This is a genomic window from Alienimonas sp. DA493, from assembly GCF_043951915.1.
In the GTDB taxonomy this organism is placed as follows: Bacteria; Planctomycetota; Planctomycetia; order Planctomycetales; family Planctomycetaceae; genus Alienimonas.
In genome coordinates, this window is sequence record NZ_JBINJD010000017.1 from 41,187 (window position 1) to 57,416 (window position 16,230).

Here is a 16,230-nt window from a genome sequence, read left to right on the forward strand (position 1 = left end):
GCTCGTTCCCATCGGGGGCGGTGAATCCGTAGGATGCCCGCCCGCCGCACCTCCCGCTACCTGAGACGGACCCCCTCGTGCCCGCCCTGATCGCCCTCGCCTGTTCGGCGCTCGCCTGCGGTTTCGCGGACGATGCGGCCCCCGAACCGCTGCTGAAACCCGGCGACCGCGTGGCCCTGGTCGGCGGAAGCTTTTGGGAGGGAGAACGCCGTGGCGGGGAGTTGGAGGCCGCCCTGACCCTTGCCGTGCCGGACGTGACGTTCCGCCACCTCGGCTGGGCGGGCGACATGGCCGATCAGTCCGCCCGCCGGTTCTTCAAAACGGCGGAGGAGGGCCGGGAACACCTGTTGGAGCACGTCGATCTGGTCGACCCGACGGTGATCTTCGTCGCCTACGGTTCCGCCGAGTCCCTGCCGGGCGGGATGAACGTGGCGGATTTTAAATCGCACCTCGCGTCGCTGTTGGTCGAACTGAAAAAGCGCACCCCGCGGGTCGTCGTGCTGAGCCCGATGCCGGAACTCGGCCCGGATCGGCGGGAGCGGAACGCGGACCTGGCCCGCTACGGCGAGGCCGCCGCCCGCGTCGCCGCCGAGGCGGACGTGCCGTTCGTGGACGTCTTCTGGACGCTGGAGCCGGTCGCCGACACGCTGACCCGCCCGGCCGACGCCCGGCTGGCGCTCGCCGTCGCCGCGACGGACCGATTGGCGTGGGCCGGCAAGACGCCGGAGGCCCGGCGAGCCGGCCTGCTGGTCACGCCCCCGCCCGCCAGCGCCGGGAACGCCGCGGCGCCGCGGGAGGACGTGGGCCGGCTGCTCGAGTTGGTGCGGGCGAAGAACGACCTGTTCTTCCAACGTCACCGGCCCCAAAACGAAACCTACCTCCGCGGCTTCCGCGCCCACGAGCAGGGCAACAATGCGGTGGAGATCGAACAATTCGAGCCGTTGGTCGCCGCGAAGGACGCGGAGATTCGGGCGCTCCGTGACGACATCGTGAAAGCAGAGACCGAATGACGTTCGCCCGCCGCGTGGGCCTGTTCGCCCTCGCCCCCGTTCTGTTCGTCCCCGCTGCGGCGTTCGCCCAGCGGGACCTGACGGACATCCCGGAGCCGGACCCCGTCGCCGAGCAGGCCGCGTTCGCCCCCGCCGACGGCTGGGAGGTGACGCTGTTCGCCGCCGACCCGGACATTGCCAAGCCGATCCAAACCAACTGGGACGCCCGCGGCCGCCTGTGGGTCGCCACCAGCCGGGTCTACCCGCAGCTGGAGCCGGGCGAGGTCGCGAACGACCAGATCGTCATCCTTGAAGACACGGACGGCGACGGGGCCGCCGACGAGACCACCGTCTTCGCCGACGGCCTCCTCATCCCCACCGGCGTGCTGCCGGACGCGGACGGGCGGGGGGCGTATGTCGCCAACAGCACGGAGCTGCTCTACCTGACCGACGTGAACGGCGACGGACGGGCCGACCGCGACGTACCCGGCGAGTGGACCGTCGTGCTGGACGGCTTCGGCACGGAGGACACCCACCACATTCTGCATACATTGCGGGCGGGGCCGGCGGGAGAGATCTACTTCAATCAGTCGATCTATATTCACTCCCAGATTGAGACTCCGCAGGGCTTGGAACGGCTCGACGGCGGCGGCATCTGGCGGTACGAGCCCGACGTCGGCAAGCTGGAAGTCTGGGCCCGCGGGTTCATCAATCCTTGGGGGCACCGCTTCGACGAGTGGGGGCAGGAGTTCGCCACCGACGGGGCGAACGGCGAGGGCGTGACCTACGTCTTCCCCGGGGCCGCGTTCCCCACGGCCGTCGGCACGGACGACATCCTGCACGGGATGAGCCCCGGCCAGCCGAAGCACTGCGGGCTGGCGATCCTCGACGACCCGGCGATTCCCGAACCGTGGCGGGGCCGGTTCGTCACCAGCGACTTCCGCGGCCACCGCGTCAACGCCTTCGAGGTGACCGATAGCCCGACCGGCAGCGGCTACGTGGCCCGGCAGACCGAGGACCTGCTCGGCAGCGATCACGTCGCCTTCCGTCCGATCGACGCCCACGTCGGCCCGGACGGCGCCGTGTACGTTGCCGATTGGTACAACCCAATCATCCAGCACGGCGAAGTCGACTTCCGCGACCCCCGCCGCGACAAGACCCACGGCCGCATCTGGCGGCTCACCCCGAAGCGGGGGACCGGCACGACGGCGCCCGATCTCGTCGGGATGAGCACGCCGGAACTGCTGAACGAGCTCGCCTCCCCCCGCCGTTGGGTGCGGGACATGGCCCGCCGCCTGCTGATCGCCCGCGGGGCGGACGCCGTCTGGCCCGACCTGCTCGCTTGGGTGGGGGATCGGCCGGCAAACGACGGCCGGGCACGGTTGGAGGCGTTGTGGCTCGCCCAGGGATTGCGGCTCGACATGCCGGGGCTGCGGGAAGCGGCGCTCGCCGACGACGATTACCGCATCCGGGCTGCGGCGACCCGCGTGCTGGGCTTCGCGGTCGAGCGGGGAGACGACGAGCGAACCCGCCTCGCCGCCCTCGCCGCCGACCCGCATCCCCGCGTGCGGCTCGAAGCGGTCAACATGCTCCGCCGACTCGGCGCCGCCGAGGCCGCCCGGGACGCGTTCGTCGCCGTCGATCACCCGCTGGACGAGAACCTCTCCTACGCCCTGCGGCTGACCGCCCGCGAACTGTCGGACGAATGGTTGCCGAAGGTGGCGGAGGACCCGGACTTCTTCGGCTCCCCGGACCGGCTGCTGTTCGCCCTGTCCGCCGCCGCCGACCCCGCCGCCCTGCCGCCGGCGTTGGCCCTGTGGGACGCCGGTTCGCTCAGCGACGTCCAGCGGGGCGAGGTCCTGACGCTGATCGGCCGGTTCGGCGACGCCGCCGCGGTCGAGCGGGCCGCGAAGCTGCTGGACGACCCGGCGGCCCCGAAGCCGGCGACGCTCGCCGCCCTCGCCGCCGCCGCCCGCCGCAAGATCGTGCCGGAGAACGAGGGCCGGCTCGTGCGGGAGTTGCTCGCCGACAACGATCCCGGCGTGCGGGCCGCCGCCGCCGAGCTGCTGGGCTTGTGGAAGGCGACCGGGGCCGTCGCGGAATTGGCGGAACAAGTGAGAACCGACGATTCCCCCGCGGCCCGGGCGTTCGCGGCCCGGGCGTTGGCCGAGTTGGGCGGGGCGGGGAAGGCCGCGTTGACGGACTTGGCCCGGGACGGCCGGCCCGTCGTCGCCGCCGCGGCGCTGGCGGCCCTCGCCCGGGTCGACGCGGCCGCCGCGGCGCCGATGGCCGTCGGTCGGCTGACCGCCGGAGAGCGGGGGGCCGAGCTGGTCGCCGCCTTCGCCGCGACGGACGCCGGCGCCAAGGCCCTCGTCGCGGCGCTGAAGGGCAAGACGCTGCCGGAAGCCGTCGCCGCCGACGCCCTGCGGGCCCTCTCCGGCCGGGGCGGCCGGGTGGCGGGGCTGGAGGCGGCCCTGCGGTCCGCCGGCGGCATCGAGCCGGTCAAGGACCTCGCCCCGGAGCAGTTCGCGGCCCTCGTGGAACGGGCCCGGACCGCCGGCGATCCGGCCCGCGGCGAAGCGGTCTATCGTCGGGAGACGCTGAAATGCATGGACTGCCACGCCATCGGCGGGGCCGGCGGGCTCGTCGGGCCGGACCTGACCAGCATCGGCGGCAGCGCCCAACTCGACTACTTGCTCGAATCGCTGCTCAAACCGTCGGCAAAGATCAAGGAGGGCTACGCCACCCTGACCGTGTTGCGGGAGGACGGCGTGGTGCTCAACGGCGTGCTCGTCTCCCAGACGGACGAGGCCTACACCCTGCGGGACGCGGACGGAAACACCGTCGTCGTGCCGACCGCCGCCGTGCTGGACGCGGAAGTTTCCCCCGTCTCCCTGATGCCGGAGGACCTCGTCGCTCCGCTGCGACCCGACGAACTGGCGGACCTGGTGGCGTTCCTCGGGGCCCTCGGCAAGAGCGGCGAGTACCGCGTCGCTCCCGGCCGCCGGGTGCGGACCTGGCAGGTGGTGGACCACCCGGAGATCTGGGGCGACGTCAGCCGCAGCCTGCGGGCCAACGGTCTGGGCGACGCGGCGGAGCGGCCGGAGGAGTATCCGTGGGAGACCCGATACTCCAAGGTTTCCGGCGCCCTGCCGACCGCGGACCTGCCGCTGGCGAACTTCTTCGGCGGCCTGAAGGTCGCCCTGCTGCGGTTCCCCCTGCCGGAGGACACCGTCGGTCCGATCACGCTGCGGGTGCGGAACGCGGCGGGCGCGGCGGACGCCTCCGGGGTGACGCTCTGGCAGTACTCCGGGGAGGGCGCCGCGATCCGCTACGACCTCGGCCGCCTGGCTGAGGAGGACGTGGAGGGCGCCGCGGTCACGCTGGACCCGGCCGAGGGCCGCTGGATCACGCTGGCGGTGAACCCGGCCGAACGGACCGCGGACGCCCTCCGCATCGACCTCGACGACGCCCCCGCCGCCGCGGCCGGGCCGTCCCCCGCCGCCGCTTCCCCCAACCCCACCGACGCCCCGTGACGCCCCTGCTGCTCGCCGCCCTGCTCGCCGCCGCCTCCGCCGACGGAGCTCCTCCAGAGGGGGACGGCGGGGCGGGGGACGGTGGTTCGCCGCCGGTCAGCGTGCTGTTCGTCCTCACGGACGATCATCGGCACGACCACCTCGGCTGCGCCGGGCATCCGGTGCTGAAGACGCCGCACATCGACGCCCTCGCCGCCCGCGGCGTGCGGTTCGAGAACGCGTTCGTCACGACCAGCATCTGCGCCGCCAGCCGGGCGTCGATCTTCAGCGGGCACTACGAACTCTCCCACGGCCACACCTTCGGCAAGCCGCCGTTGCGGGAGGAACTGGTCCGGGACAGCTACCCGGCCGTCCTCAAGCGGGCCGGCTACCGCACGGGCTTCGCGGGCAAGTTCGGGGTGGGCGTGGCGCGGGGGGCGCAGGCGGAGATGTTCGACGTCTACGAACCGATTAACCGCTCGCCCTACTTCCACAAGCAGCCGGACGGCTCGCTGCGGCACACGGCGGACCTGATCGGCGATAGGGCGGAGGAGTTCATCGCCTCGACGCCCTCCGATCAGCCGTTCTGCCTGTCGCTCTCCTTCAACGCGGGCCACGCCGAGGACCGCGACCTCCGCGATCATTTCCCCTACCCGGAGACCGAGGCCGACCTCTACCGAAACGAAAAACTCCCGCCGATCGGCCCGGCGCCGCCGCAGGCGTTCAACCGGCTGCCGGAGTTTCTGCAGGAGAGCATGAACCGGGATCGCTGGCAGTGGCGCTGGCACTCCAACTTCCAGCGGGAACGCAACACCCGCGACTACTACCGCCTGTTGAGCGCCGCGGACCGCAACGTCGGTCGGGCGATCGCGGCGCTGGAGCAGGCCGGACGCCTGGAGAACACGCTGGTGATCGTCACCGGCGACAACGGCTACTACATGGGCTCCCGCGGGTTGGCGGGGAAGTGGTCGCACTTCGAGGAGAGCCTGCGGGTGCCGCTGGTCGTCGCCGGACCGGGCGTGAACGGCGCCGGCGGGGCCGGGGGCGGCAGCGGGATCGGGGAGCGCGGGGCGGGGCGGGTGGAAGACGCGGTCGCCCTGAACGTCGATCTGCCGGCGACGATGTTGGACGCCTGCGGCCAACCCGTGCCGGAGCATTATCAGGGGCGCTCCCTCGTGCCGTTCCTCAAGGGCGAGACGCCGGCCGACTGGCGGACGGACTTCCTCGCGGAGCACCGCATGGACCATCCCCGCATTCCGAAGTGGCAGGGCGTGCGGGGCGAGCGGTGGGTCTACGCAAATTACTACGAGCAGTCGCCCCCCTATGAGTTCCTGCACGACCTCTCCGCCGACCCGCTCCAGTTGAAGAATTTGGCGACCGATCCGGCCTTCGCGGACCAATTGGGGACGATGCGGGCTCGGTCCGCCGAATTAGAACGGATGCGGGAGTCGGGCGATCCCGGAGCCTGAGTCCGCGGGACCCGCCGGTTCGGCGTCCGCCCGGCGAAAAACGGGCGCCGGCGGGCGACGTGCTTCCCCGCAGAGGGGGCGAAGTGATACTTTGGGGGGCGGCGCTCGCCGTTTCCCAAGTCTTTCCGGACGCACTTCCCGCGACCGCGTTCTGCCTGTGCCCCGCTCCCGAACCACCGCCGACGCGACCCCCCGGGGAGAGTCCGTCGTGCGGGCCGGCGACGCGGGGGGCTTTCTGGAGACGCTCGGCAAAAGCGATTTGCTTCCCGAGACGCGCGTCGCAGAACTGACCGAGCGCCTCGGCGGGTGGAGCCCGGAGGCGGCGGCGTCCGAGCTGGTTCGCGAGGGCCTGCTCACCCGCTACCAGGCGGACCGGCTGCGGGCGGGACGTTACCGCGGGTTCTTCCTCGACCGCTATCGACTCCTGGCGGTACTGGGGGCCGGCGGGATGGGCAACGTTTACGTGGCCCGGGACGAGGGCGACGGCCCGACCGGCGGGCAGCGGGTCGCGCTGAAAGTGCTCGCCGAGGGGCTGCGGGACGACGCCGGCATGATCGCCCGGTTGAAGTACGAGGGCGTCGCCGCGGGGCGGGTGAACCACCCCAACGTCGTGCGGGCCCTGCGGTTCTGCAAAGCGGACAACGGCCCCGGCGACCACCTGCTGGTGATGGAGTTCGTCGAGGCGGTCAGCGCCGAGGAGCTGCTGATCCGGGGCGGGCCGGTCAAAAGCGCCGCCGCCTGCGACATCGCCCGCCAGGCGGCGTTGGGGCTCGCCGCCTGTCACGAGGCGAACCTGATCCACCGGGACGTGAAACCGGCGAACCTGCTGGTCGCGGCGGACGGCACGGTCAAGGTGGCGGACTTCGGCCTGGCCCTGCTGACCGACCAGGCGGCGGCGGAGTTCAGTCTGCAGATGATCTTCGGCCACGACTGCGTCGGCTCCGCCGACTACATGGCGCCGGAGCAGAGCCGCAACAGCACGGAGATCGACCCGCGGGCGGACCTGTACTCGCTGGGCTGCACGCTGTACTCCCTGCTGACGGCCCGCGTGCCGTACCCGGCCCGCACGGGCCGGGAGGTGTTGAAGGCCCACCGCCGCAACGCCGTGCCGGACGTGCGGCGGAAGGCGCCGGACACCCCCGCGGAGGTCGCGGCGCTGGTGGCCCGGTTGATGGCGAAGGACCCCGCGGACCGCCCGGCGAACGCCGCCGAGGTCGCCGCGCTGTTGGAGCCGCACTGCCGGCGTAAGCCGGTGGCGTTCGACTTCGACACGATCCTCAACTCCCGCGCCCGGGCGGCGGCCAAGAAGGCGGAGCGGCGCCGGAAGGAGGCGGCCCTCAAAGCGGAGCAGAAGCGCAAAGCGAACGCCCCGGACGCCGTCCCGGCGGCCCCGTCGCCCGCGGAGTCGGACCGCGAAACGGGCACCACCGCCGACCTCGACACCGCCCGGCCGGACGCGGGCCGCCGCTACGATTCGTCGTCGATCCTGACCGCCGCCTCGCTGGGCCAGCGCCGCAGCGCCGCGGACCTCGCCTCGGAGATCTTGGGCGGGGGATACGCCGGGCAGGAATCGAACGTGCGGGATTCGTTCTCCCACCTGTCGCACGTCGGCCGCCGGCTGGAGTCCGACGCCGGGGCCGGGACCGACGCCGTCCCGGACTCCGCCGTCGTCGACGACTGGTCCCCGAAGGCCGCGCCGCAGCGGGCGGAGCCGGCCCCCAGCGGTGTGGAACTGCCGGCGATCTCTCCGCCCACCCGACTCGTGCCGGCCGGGCTGGCGGGCTGGTTCCTCCCCCAGATTCCCGTGCGGGGCGGGCGGCTGACGGTCGGCCGCTCCGCCGATTGCGACGTCCGGCTGACCGACGCCGGCGTCGCCCCGGAGCACTGCGAGCTTCGGTGGAACGGCCGCAGCTGGAACGTCGCCGACCTCGGCGGCGGCACGGCCGTCAACGACGCCCCGCTGCACGGCGGCGCCGGCGCGGAGCTGGGGCACGGCGACGAATTGACCCTCGGCTCCCGCCGATTCACCCTGCGGCTCGGGCCGGTCCGCAAGCCGCTCGGTCCGTGGCTGGTCGCCGCCGCGACCGCCCTCGCCGCCGCCGGAACCGCCGCGGCCGTGTGGGTCTTTTAGGGCGTTTCGCTCGTTCGCGAGGAGCCTTCCCTGAGCTCGAAACGCAATCGGGGGGAACGTTCCGCCCCTCGCCTGCGTTTCGGGCTCACGGGGAAACCAAATCCCGGCCGGTCACCGGCCCACGCTTTCGAGCATCTTCTCGTAGACCGGCGCCATCGTGGCGAAGTCGCGGGTGGAGCTTTGCATCACCACGGTGTAGGTGTCGTTGCCGACCCGGAAGGTCCCGCGGTAGCCGGTGATCGCTCCGCCCAACGTCCTCGAGGCGGTGAACACGCTGCGGCGGGCCTCGCCGGCTTTGGAGTCGAAGTTCTCCCCGCCCGTCTCGGAGTAGTTGGAGAAGTTCGATTCGACCTGGCTCTTCACGGCCTCGTGCTGGGAGTAGATGGGCGTCAGCTCCTCGGGCAGCTCCTCGCCGGGGGCGAGTTGGGTGTCGCCCGCGTTGGCGATGTCGCCGACGGCGGAGCCGCCGAGGCTCTGGCGGACCTGCACCTCGCCGCCGGGCCCCTCGAAGGTGGCGAACGCCGGCCGCCCGCCCTGACCGCCGCCTTCCCGGACCGTCTCCCAGTTGCTCGGCACGTCGATGGCGAACTTGCCCTGCTCCGGGTGGGTGTAGCGAACCAGTTCGCCCGGCGGTTCGACCGGGCCGGAGCCGAACAGCATGTACGCCGTGCCCGCCCCCGCGAGCGCCAGCACGGCCAGGGAGCCGCCGACGATTCCGAGAATCACCGGCAGCGGCGGGGGCGGATCCTCCTCCTTCTTCTTCTTCGGCGCCTCCGTGGGCGTGGCGATCTCGTCGGTGAGCGGGCCCTTCTGCACGCGGGCGGGCAGGCCCTTCTTCGACAGCGCCCCCCGGGAGCCGGAGTCGTGGCCGAACTCGCTGAGGTCCAGCCCGGCGAAGATCTCCCCGCTGTTCCCGCTGCCGGTCGGCGCCGGGGCGGGCTCGGCGGCCCGTTTCCGCTTCGCCTTCGCCGGCTTCTTCGCGGGGCGGGGGGCCTCGCCGGCCGCGGCGGGGACGGGGACCGCGCCCCCGCAGGCGGGGCATTTCACCGTCTTACCGGCGGCGGACGGCTTCAGCTTGAACCCCTTAGCACAGTCTGGGCAGCGGGCGGCGATCGCGGCAGGCACTATGGATTCTCCGACGGGGCGACGCCGCGACCGGGGGATCGACGACGCGGCCGGGAAACGGAACGGCTCGGGACGGGCGGCGGGATGGGGCGAATCCCGGAACGGGACAGAAGGGTCCACCCCCGAATCGGACCATACCGCCGCGGACCGCCCGGGTGGTACGGTCCGCGGGCGCGGATTGCTTCCGCCGCCAGAGCGATGGGGCGTCGGTCGCACAACCGGCCAGCGTCGCTCGTTCGACCGTCCTCCCGTTGTTCCCTCTCCCCACGGATCGCCCGGATGCACGCCCCCGCCCGATCTCACGCCGCCCGGTCTCAGGCCGCCCGTCGTTCGCTCCGCCCGCTCTCCCTGCTGTCGGCCGTCGCCGCGCTGGCGGTCGGCGCCGTCGCCGCCCCGGCCGCGGTGAAGACGGAGACGGTCGAATACCAACACGACGGCACGACGTTCAAAGGGTTCGTCGCCTACGACGACGCCCTCGACGGCCCCCGGCCCGGCGTGCTGGTGGTCCACGAGTGGTGGGGCCTGAACGACTACGCGAAGCATCGGGCCGAGATGCTGGCGGAGTTGGGCTACGTCGCCTTCGCCGTCGATATGTACGGGCAGGGCAAGACGGCGGAGCACCCCGAGGAGGCCTCCAAGTTCGCCGGGATGGTTCGTGACAACGTGGACGACTGGCGGGCCCGGGCCCTCGCCGGGTTGGACCAGTTGAAAAAGCACCCGAAGACCGATGCGGGCAACCTCGCCGCGATCGGCTACTGCTTCGGCGGGGCGACCGTGTTGCAGATGGCCTACGCCGGCGCCCCGGTGAAGGCCGTGGTCAGCTTCCACGGGGCGCTGCCGGCTCCGTCGCAGGAGGAAGCGGAGAACGTCTCCGCCGGCGTGATGATCTGCCACGGCGCCGCGGACGGGTTCGTCCCGCCGGAGCAGGTCAAAGCCTGTCTGGAACCGCTGGAGAAAGCGGGGGCCGACTACGTCTTCACCGCCTACGCCGGCGCCAAGCACGGCTTCACCAATCCCGGGGCCGACGAGCGCGGAATGGACGGTCTGGCCTACGACGCCAAGGCCGACGCCCGCAGTTGGGCGGCGATGAAGGCGCTGTTCGACGTCGCCCTGAAGGGCGAATCGTTGCCGACCGCCGCGGACGCGAAGTAGCGTCTGCGACTCCCGCGGCCCGTCCGCCCCGCCGTCCCCCTCGTTCCGCAGCCGTCCCGTGCAGCAGATCAAGTTCTTCAAAGCGACTGAAGCGGACCTCTCCGCCCTGGAAGCCGAGATGAACGACTGGCTCCGCGACAGCGGGGCGAAGGTCGTGCAGGTGTTCGGCAACATCGCCCCGCAGACGGTCGTGCCGGAGGACGGTTCCCACGGGCTGACGAAAAGCGCCTTCGCCCCCAGCGACGTGCTGATGGCGGTGGTCTACGAACCGAACGGGGGTTAGCCGCTCTCTTGAAGAGAGCGGCTCTCGGCCCGCTCACAGATCGCCCGGGATGAGGCTGTCGAAGTCGACCCCCGTGGGGTTGGCCGGCGCCGCGGCGCCGCCGGGGGCCGCGGCCGGCGTCCCCGAGTCGCCCTCGGCGACCGGTTCGGCGGGGGCCTCGTTCGGATCGAGGATCGCCCCGCCGGTGCGGTCGAGCTCCCGCCGCCATCGCTTCACGGCGCTCTCCCGCTGGGACTCCGAATCCAGCGGTCGGTACGACTTCGTCACCCCGGTGAGCCGCTCCAGTTCCGCGATCGCCAAAGTGCGGACGGCCAGTTCGGGGCTTTCGAGGGCGGAGATCACCTCGGCGCTGATCTGCGGGTCGCGGGCCTCGGCGTCGGTCAGGCGGTCCAGCAGCCGGCCGAGGGCGATGCGGGCCTCCCGGGGGAACTCGCGTTCCAGGGCGGTGCGGACCTCGGCGTCCATCTCGGGGTTGCGGCCCAGCAGGGCTCGGAGACCGTTCGCGGCGACCAGCACGACGGAGGGGTGCGGGGTCCGCTTGAGCGTCCGGGCCAGATCACCCGCTCGCCCGGCGAGGGCCAACGCGGCGACCGCCTGCCGGGCGAGCAGTTCGCGTTGATCCTCGACCAGCGGCGGCAGGGAAACCTCCAACGGCTGACCCTTGATGAGGGCCGCGGCGAACTGGTCGGTCAGCAGCGTCTCCGCCTCCGAGGGCGGGGCGCCCGTCGTCCAGCCGGGCAGGCCGTCCGCGAACAGGCCGGCGGCGGACGCCGGCGCCGCCCCGGGGGCGGCCAGTTGGCCGGCCTCAGTGATCATGGCGACGGCGCTGCCCGGCGGCAGGGCGACCGGCTCCCCGCGGGAGCCCGGCGCCAGATCGACGGCCTGCACCGTCCCGCCCAGCGCCGCCACCGCCGCCCGCTGCGGGGCGCCGGTCAGATCGGCCCCGGCGCCCTCCGGGCGTCGCGGCTCCACCAAAATCGCCGCCGCGGCCCCCGGGGCGGGGACCAGCCGCCACTTCGCCCCGCCGGCGCCCACCACCACGGCCGGTTCGCTTTCGCCCGTCGCCCCGTCGGTCGCCGCGTCGCCGCGGATCAGCCGGACGCGGCCGTCCACCACCGCCATCCCCAGCGCCGCCCCGTCCGCCTTCGCCGGGTCGAACAGAACCCGCGTGCCGCCCAACAATTCGACGGTCAGCGGCGCCCCCTCCACCGCGACGGTCGCTCGCAGGGGCTCGGGGACGACCAGCGGCACGCCCTTCGGCGCCGGTTCGCCGGCGGGCACGAGGTAGAACCCGTTCCGGGCCGGGTCGAACGCGTACAGGCCCTCGCCTTCCGTCACCGACAGCGGCGCCGAGGGGGCGATCGCGGGGGCGGCGTCTGCGGTGGCCGCGTCGGCGGTCTCGGCGTTCGGCGCGTCCGCGTTCGCCGGAGCGGCGGCGTCGGGCATCGCCCCGTCGCTGGAGGCGACGGCGACCGGGGCGGCGTCCGCGTCCGCCTCCGGCGGCGGGGGGTCGACGGGCATCGCGTCCGCCAAGCGGGCGGCCTCGGCCTCGTCGGCGGCGGCTTCCGCGGCGGCGGCCTCCGCGGCGGCGGCCTCGGCCGCGGCGATCCGGGCGGCCTCGGCGTCGAGCGCCTCCCCGGCGTCCGCCCCGTCGGTGCCGGCCTCCGCGGCCTCCGCGTCCGCCTCGGCGACGGCGGCCGGCGCCAGGCCGGTCGCGTCCGGGGCGGCCGGATCGGCGTCGCCCGCCAGGCCGGAGAACAGATCGCGATCCACCGCCAGCGAGCCTAGCCAGATCGCCGCCAGCAGCGCCGCCGCCGCGTACGGGACCCAACCCCAGCCGCGGCGGGTGTGCTGACGAAGGTGCTCCGGCAGCCCGGCCTCGAACCCCTCGGACCGCGGCGGGACCGCGGCCATGTTCGGCGACGACTGATGCGCCGGCCGGGCCGGGTGGGCGTCCGGATCGGCGGCGGCGGTCGGCGCCAGACCGGCCAGCCGGGCGGCGAGCGTCGGCGGGACCGCCACCGGCTCCGAGAGCACCTGCGTGAGAATTTGGTGCCCCGCGGCGACCTCCGCCAGGTGCGCGTCGTCGTTCAGACAGACCTGCTCCACCGCGGCGACCCGCTCCGGCGGGAGGGCGTTGTCCAGGTAGGCGGCGACCTCGTTCGGATCCAGCGCCGCCGTCTCCGGCGTCGGGGCCCCGGCGTCGCCGCCGGCGGTCGGATCGCCCGGCACGCCCAACCGGCGCCGGCGGATCACCTCTTTCGCCCGCTCGGCCAGTTCCCGGGCGGCGGGGGCCTCCTGCAGTTTCGCCCCGATCTCCCGCGCCTCCGCCGGGGTGAGTTGATCGTCCAGATAGGCCAGCAGGGTTCGCAGCGTCAGGCGCATCGCGGCGGGGCGGGTGGGAGGGCGGGGGGCGTTCGTAGTGGTGGGAACCGCAACGTGGTTTCGTGCACGAAACTGTCCCGGACGGGCGATTTTTTCGCAGATCGCCCGGCCCGGGAGGGTCGCGCCGGCGCCGGTGGACCCCGGGACGCCGCCGACCGATGGAAGGGGAGCCCCCTTTCCGATCCGGCATGGAGCGACGGCGGATGACCCACGGCCGACCAGCCTTCCCGAACGCCGCCCCGACCCCCGGGGGCGCGCCCGAGAGCGGCGACGACGGCCCGACCCTGCTCCCGCTGCCGACCCTCACGGTGCTCGGCGGCGGGGGGAGCGGGGGCTGCTCCGGCGGCGGCTGCGGGGCGGGCGGCGGAGGCGGCTCCGACGACGAGGGCGGCACGCCCTGCGACGGCTGTCACGCCGGGTGTTGCCGGAGCTTCGCGGTCCCGGTGACGGGGGCGGACGTGTTCCGCCTGACCCGGGCGACCGGGCGATCCTTCTGGGAGATCGCCTGCCGCTGGCCGGACGCGGAGGGCAAGATCTCCCGCCGCTACGCCCCGGCGCTGTACTTCGCCGACGATCCGAAGGCCGCGACGGTGCTCTGCCTGACGCACGAGCCCAGCGCCGCGCTGCCCGGCAGCACGAAGTGTCGGTTCCTGCAGGAGACCCCGCCGACCGCCGAGAACCCCCGCGGGACCGGCCGGTGCGGCGTCTACGGTCAGCGGCCGGCCTCCTGCCGATCGTTCCCGCTGCGGTTCGCCTCCGACGGACACCTCGTCAAGGTGCACGACGTGCCGGCCCGCGGCCGATCCGGCGCCCATCCGGCCTACGACCTGTGCCCGCGGCCGTGGACGGCGGACGACGTCGACCCGCTGACGGCCCCCGGCGAACTGGCCGCGGCCCGCTGGGAGATGGACTTCTTCCGCCGCGTCGCCGCCGTCTGGAACCGGACCCCGCGGTCGGCGGAGCGGTTCCCGGAGTTCCTCGAAGCGATCTACGCCGGCCGCATCGCCGACGGCGGCGCCGCGGAGGCCCCGCGGCGTCAGGCGGCGTGAGCGGGGCAGTGGGGCGGGCACGGAACGCACTTTGATAGAGGCGGGGAACTGTCGGCGCAGCGGCGAACCCGGCCGCGGCGGAGGGTTCGCTCCGCCGCGGACCGGGACGCGGGTCGAGTTGTCACAGCGGGTTCACGTCGTTGCGCGGTCGGTGCGCCCCGCCCCGCCCGGCGGCTGCCGGTCCGGCGGGCGCCGGCGTGGGGGGAAGGGATGTCGATGGGGTGCGGCGCCCGCCGATCGGTGCGGGGGCTGCGGGGCTCGGGGCGGCGAAGGCCGGCCCCGGGCGGGGGTGGGGCTCGCCCGCCGGGCGAACCTGCGCGAGGCTCGGCGGCGGGGCGCCTGTCGGGAGGAACGGAACTCGCCTGTCGAGTCCGCCGGCGACGTCGGCGCGGGGGGTGCTCCCGGCTCGGCTGCTAGCTAGTCAACGCGATGACGGCCGCGGCCCCCGGACCCGACGTGTGACCCCGCTCGCGGCCTGACCGCCGTGCGGCGTGCCGGGGGGCGGGGTGCTAACGTCCTGGGCCCTACCTCACGCGGGGGCGGGACCTGTTTCGTCCGAACTCGTTGCCGGATCGGCGGTTTGGCGTACGAACCGTGCGGGTCGGCCGCCGTCTCGGCCACTGGCTCTCAATTGGGGGCCCCGCTTTCACGCCGCAGGCGGGTGAGCGTGGAGGGCGATCCGGCTCCGCTCGCGACCGTTGGGCGTCACTCGCATGCTCAACCCCGCTCCGCTGGCGCGCCGCGGTGAGCGCCTGGCGCCCGACGCGGCGGCGGGCAGGGCCGGCCCCCTCCGCACAACAGGGCTTATACAAATTCATGTCTGATCCTGATCGATTGCTCGAACTGATCGAAGAGGGCGTCGTCGAGCATGGCGGCGACCTTGCCGGCTGGACCCGACGCTTCGAGGACACGCTGCAGCTCTTTGACGGGCGGGTGACGCTGCACGCCGTGTTGAAGGACGCCGGGCCGTCCTCCCGCGACGGCGTGGTGCACGCCCACGTCATGGCGACGCTGCACGAACACGATGACGAGGCGCTCGACGCTTGCCTGTTCGGGATGGGCGAGGACCGCGAGGCGGCGCTGGAACAGGCCGCCGTGATGTGGATCACCTGCGTTGCGGGGCCGATCAAATCATTTATCGACAACGAGCCCGTTTGCATGACATGCCAGGCGGGCGTCGAAGGGGGCGACGCCTCGGAGGGCTACTCTCAAGGCGACTACGGCCTGTCCGGACTTCGCGCCTTCGTCGGGCCGTCGATCTCCCGCGGGTTTCAGGACGGGGCCGTTCAGTTGGCGCTTGACGACACAAAGCCCTGGTTCCGCTTCGCCGCCGAATCCGCCGCGCCACGCAGGGTGCATCTGGCGAAAGCGACCGTCGTCTCGGAGGGGGGGGAGGGGTGGCGCCGCGAATTGGAAATCGACGGGCATGACGTCTCCCACCAAGACCCAAACTGGCCGGCCGGCGTGCAAGGTCCCGGCTTCGGATACCTGACGCGGTTCGCAGTGTTTGAGTTTCCTCGCAACTCAACAGAGATTTCCCGGCGAGCCGAGTTGGAGCGAGTCATCCGCTACTTCGCTGAGAACTTCGCGAAGTACGAGTCCGTCGATCGGCTCATGGAAGAGATGGTTCGCCAGGGGTTCGACCCTGACCTCGTGCATGAGACGGAGTCCGTCTCCACAATCGCGTTCGGCCGCACCCTCTTTGAAGGGCATGGAGTTCAATATTCCCCGACCGTCATCCTCGCCCGTCGCGACGGGCGGATTGAAACCGACGTTCCGCTAATGTCGATCCCGGCTTACGCACGCGCCCGTGCCCTCGCCGCCCCGTTACGCAAAGGAATGACGAACGAAGAATTCGAGGCGCTTTGTCTCTATAATGCAGAATCGCGCGCGATCCTGCAGGCCATCAAGGCCTCCGGCGACGAATTGGACCTGACTCACTTAAAGATGTATCCGTCCGTCGTGCCGGATCGCGGCGTCAATGAGAAGACGATGGATGCTGCGCTCGCGGCGCTCGACGCCCGGGTTGAGCGAGACCGCTTGATCCCCAAAAAGCCGTGGTGGAAGTTCTGGTCGTGAAATGATCGCGGGCGGGTGGCCGGGGCGGCGGGGCGGCGTCGATCCGCATCCGA

At 72.9% G+C, this 16,230-nt stretch carries 10 protein-coding genes; 8 read left to right on the top strand and 2 right to left on the bottom strand.

From position 1 onward, the window contains the following. The first annotated feature begins 77 nt into the window (after positions 1-77). The 4 genes from ACG2DA_RS04490 (at position 78) to ACG2DA_RS04505 (ending at position 8,104) form a co-directional block, all read left to right on the top strand. Positions 78-1,010 carry a GDSL-type esterase/lipase family protein gene (locus tag ACG2DA_RS04490; protein WP_395254276.1) on the top strand — a complete coding sequence of 311 codons (933 nt, stop codon included), beginning with the start codon at positions 78-80 and terminating at the stop codon, positions 1,008-1,010. Then, complete coding sequence (locus ACG2DA_RS04495; protein ID WP_395254277.1) at positions 1,007-4,525, top strand: PVC-type heme-binding CxxCH protein; 3,519 nt, start codon at positions 1,007-1,009, stop codon at positions 4,523-4,525. The genes ACG2DA_RS04490 and ACG2DA_RS04495 overlap by 4 nt, the downstream gene beginning before the upstream one ends. After that, positions 4,522-5,973 carry a sulfatase gene (locus tag ACG2DA_RS04500; RefSeq protein WP_395254278.1) on the top strand — a complete coding sequence of 484 codons (1,452 nt, stop codon included), beginning with the start codon at positions 4,522-4,524 and terminating at the stop codon, positions 5,971-5,973. Before ACG2DA_RS04495 ends, ACG2DA_RS04500 begins: the two co-directional genes overlap by 4 nt. A gap of 157 nt (positions 5,974-6,130) precedes the next feature. Next, complete coding sequence (locus ACG2DA_RS04505) at positions 6,131-8,104, top strand: protein kinase (RefSeq protein ID WP_395254279.1); 1,974 nt, start codon at positions 6,131-6,133, stop codon at positions 8,102-8,104. A 111-nt stretch (positions 8,105-8,215) separates the two neighbouring features. On the opposite strand, the gene ACG2DA_RS04510 is transcribed toward ACG2DA_RS04505, so the two are convergent. Continuing rightward, the gene (locus ACG2DA_RS04510) at positions 8,216-9,229 is read right to left on the bottom strand and encodes a hypothetical protein (RefSeq protein WP_395254280.1); all 1,014 of its coding nucleotides are present in this window, start codon (positions 9,227-9,229) and stop codon (positions 8,216-8,218) included. Between the two features lie 279 nt (positions 9,230-9,508). Here ACG2DA_RS04510 and ACG2DA_RS04515 point away from each other — a divergent pair, with 279 nt between their 5' ends. After that, complete coding sequence (locus ACG2DA_RS04515; RefSeq protein ID WP_395254281.1) at positions 9,509-10,381, top strand: dienelactone hydrolase family protein; 873 nt, start codon at positions 9,509-9,511, stop codon at positions 10,379-10,381. A gap of 58 nt (positions 10,382-10,439) precedes the next feature. Then, a complete protein-coding gene (locus ACG2DA_RS04520) occupies positions 10,440-10,664 on the top strand; it encodes a hypothetical protein (RefSeq protein WP_395254282.1) in 225 nt (74 codons plus the stop codon). A gap of 33 nt (positions 10,665-10,697) precedes the next feature. Here ACG2DA_RS04520 and ACG2DA_RS04525 read toward each other — a convergent pair whose 3' ends face one another. Continuing rightward, positions 10,698-13,049 (bottom strand): hypothetical protein, encoded by a 2,352-nt coding sequence (locus ACG2DA_RS04525; RefSeq protein ID WP_395254283.1) that lies wholly within the window; start codon positions 13,047-13,049, stop codon positions 10,698-10,700. A gap of 203 nt (positions 13,050-13,252) precedes the next feature. Between ACG2DA_RS04525 and ACG2DA_RS04530 the strand changes: the two genes are divergently transcribed. Together ACG2DA_RS04530 and ACG2DA_RS04535 are read left to right on the top strand one after the other, a co-directional pair. Continuing rightward, positions 13,253-14,098: a YkgJ family cysteine cluster protein gene (locus ACG2DA_RS04530; RefSeq protein WP_395254284.1), complete on the top strand. Its 846-nt coding sequence runs from the start codon at positions 13,253-13,255 to the stop codon at positions 14,096-14,098. Positions 14,099-14,914: 816 nt separating this feature from the next. Continuing rightward, a complete protein-coding gene (locus tag ACG2DA_RS04535) occupies positions 14,915-16,177 on the top strand; it encodes a hypothetical protein (protein ID WP_395254285.1) in 1,263 nt (420 codons plus the stop codon). The last annotated feature ends 53 nt before the right edge of the window (positions 16,178-16,230 follow it).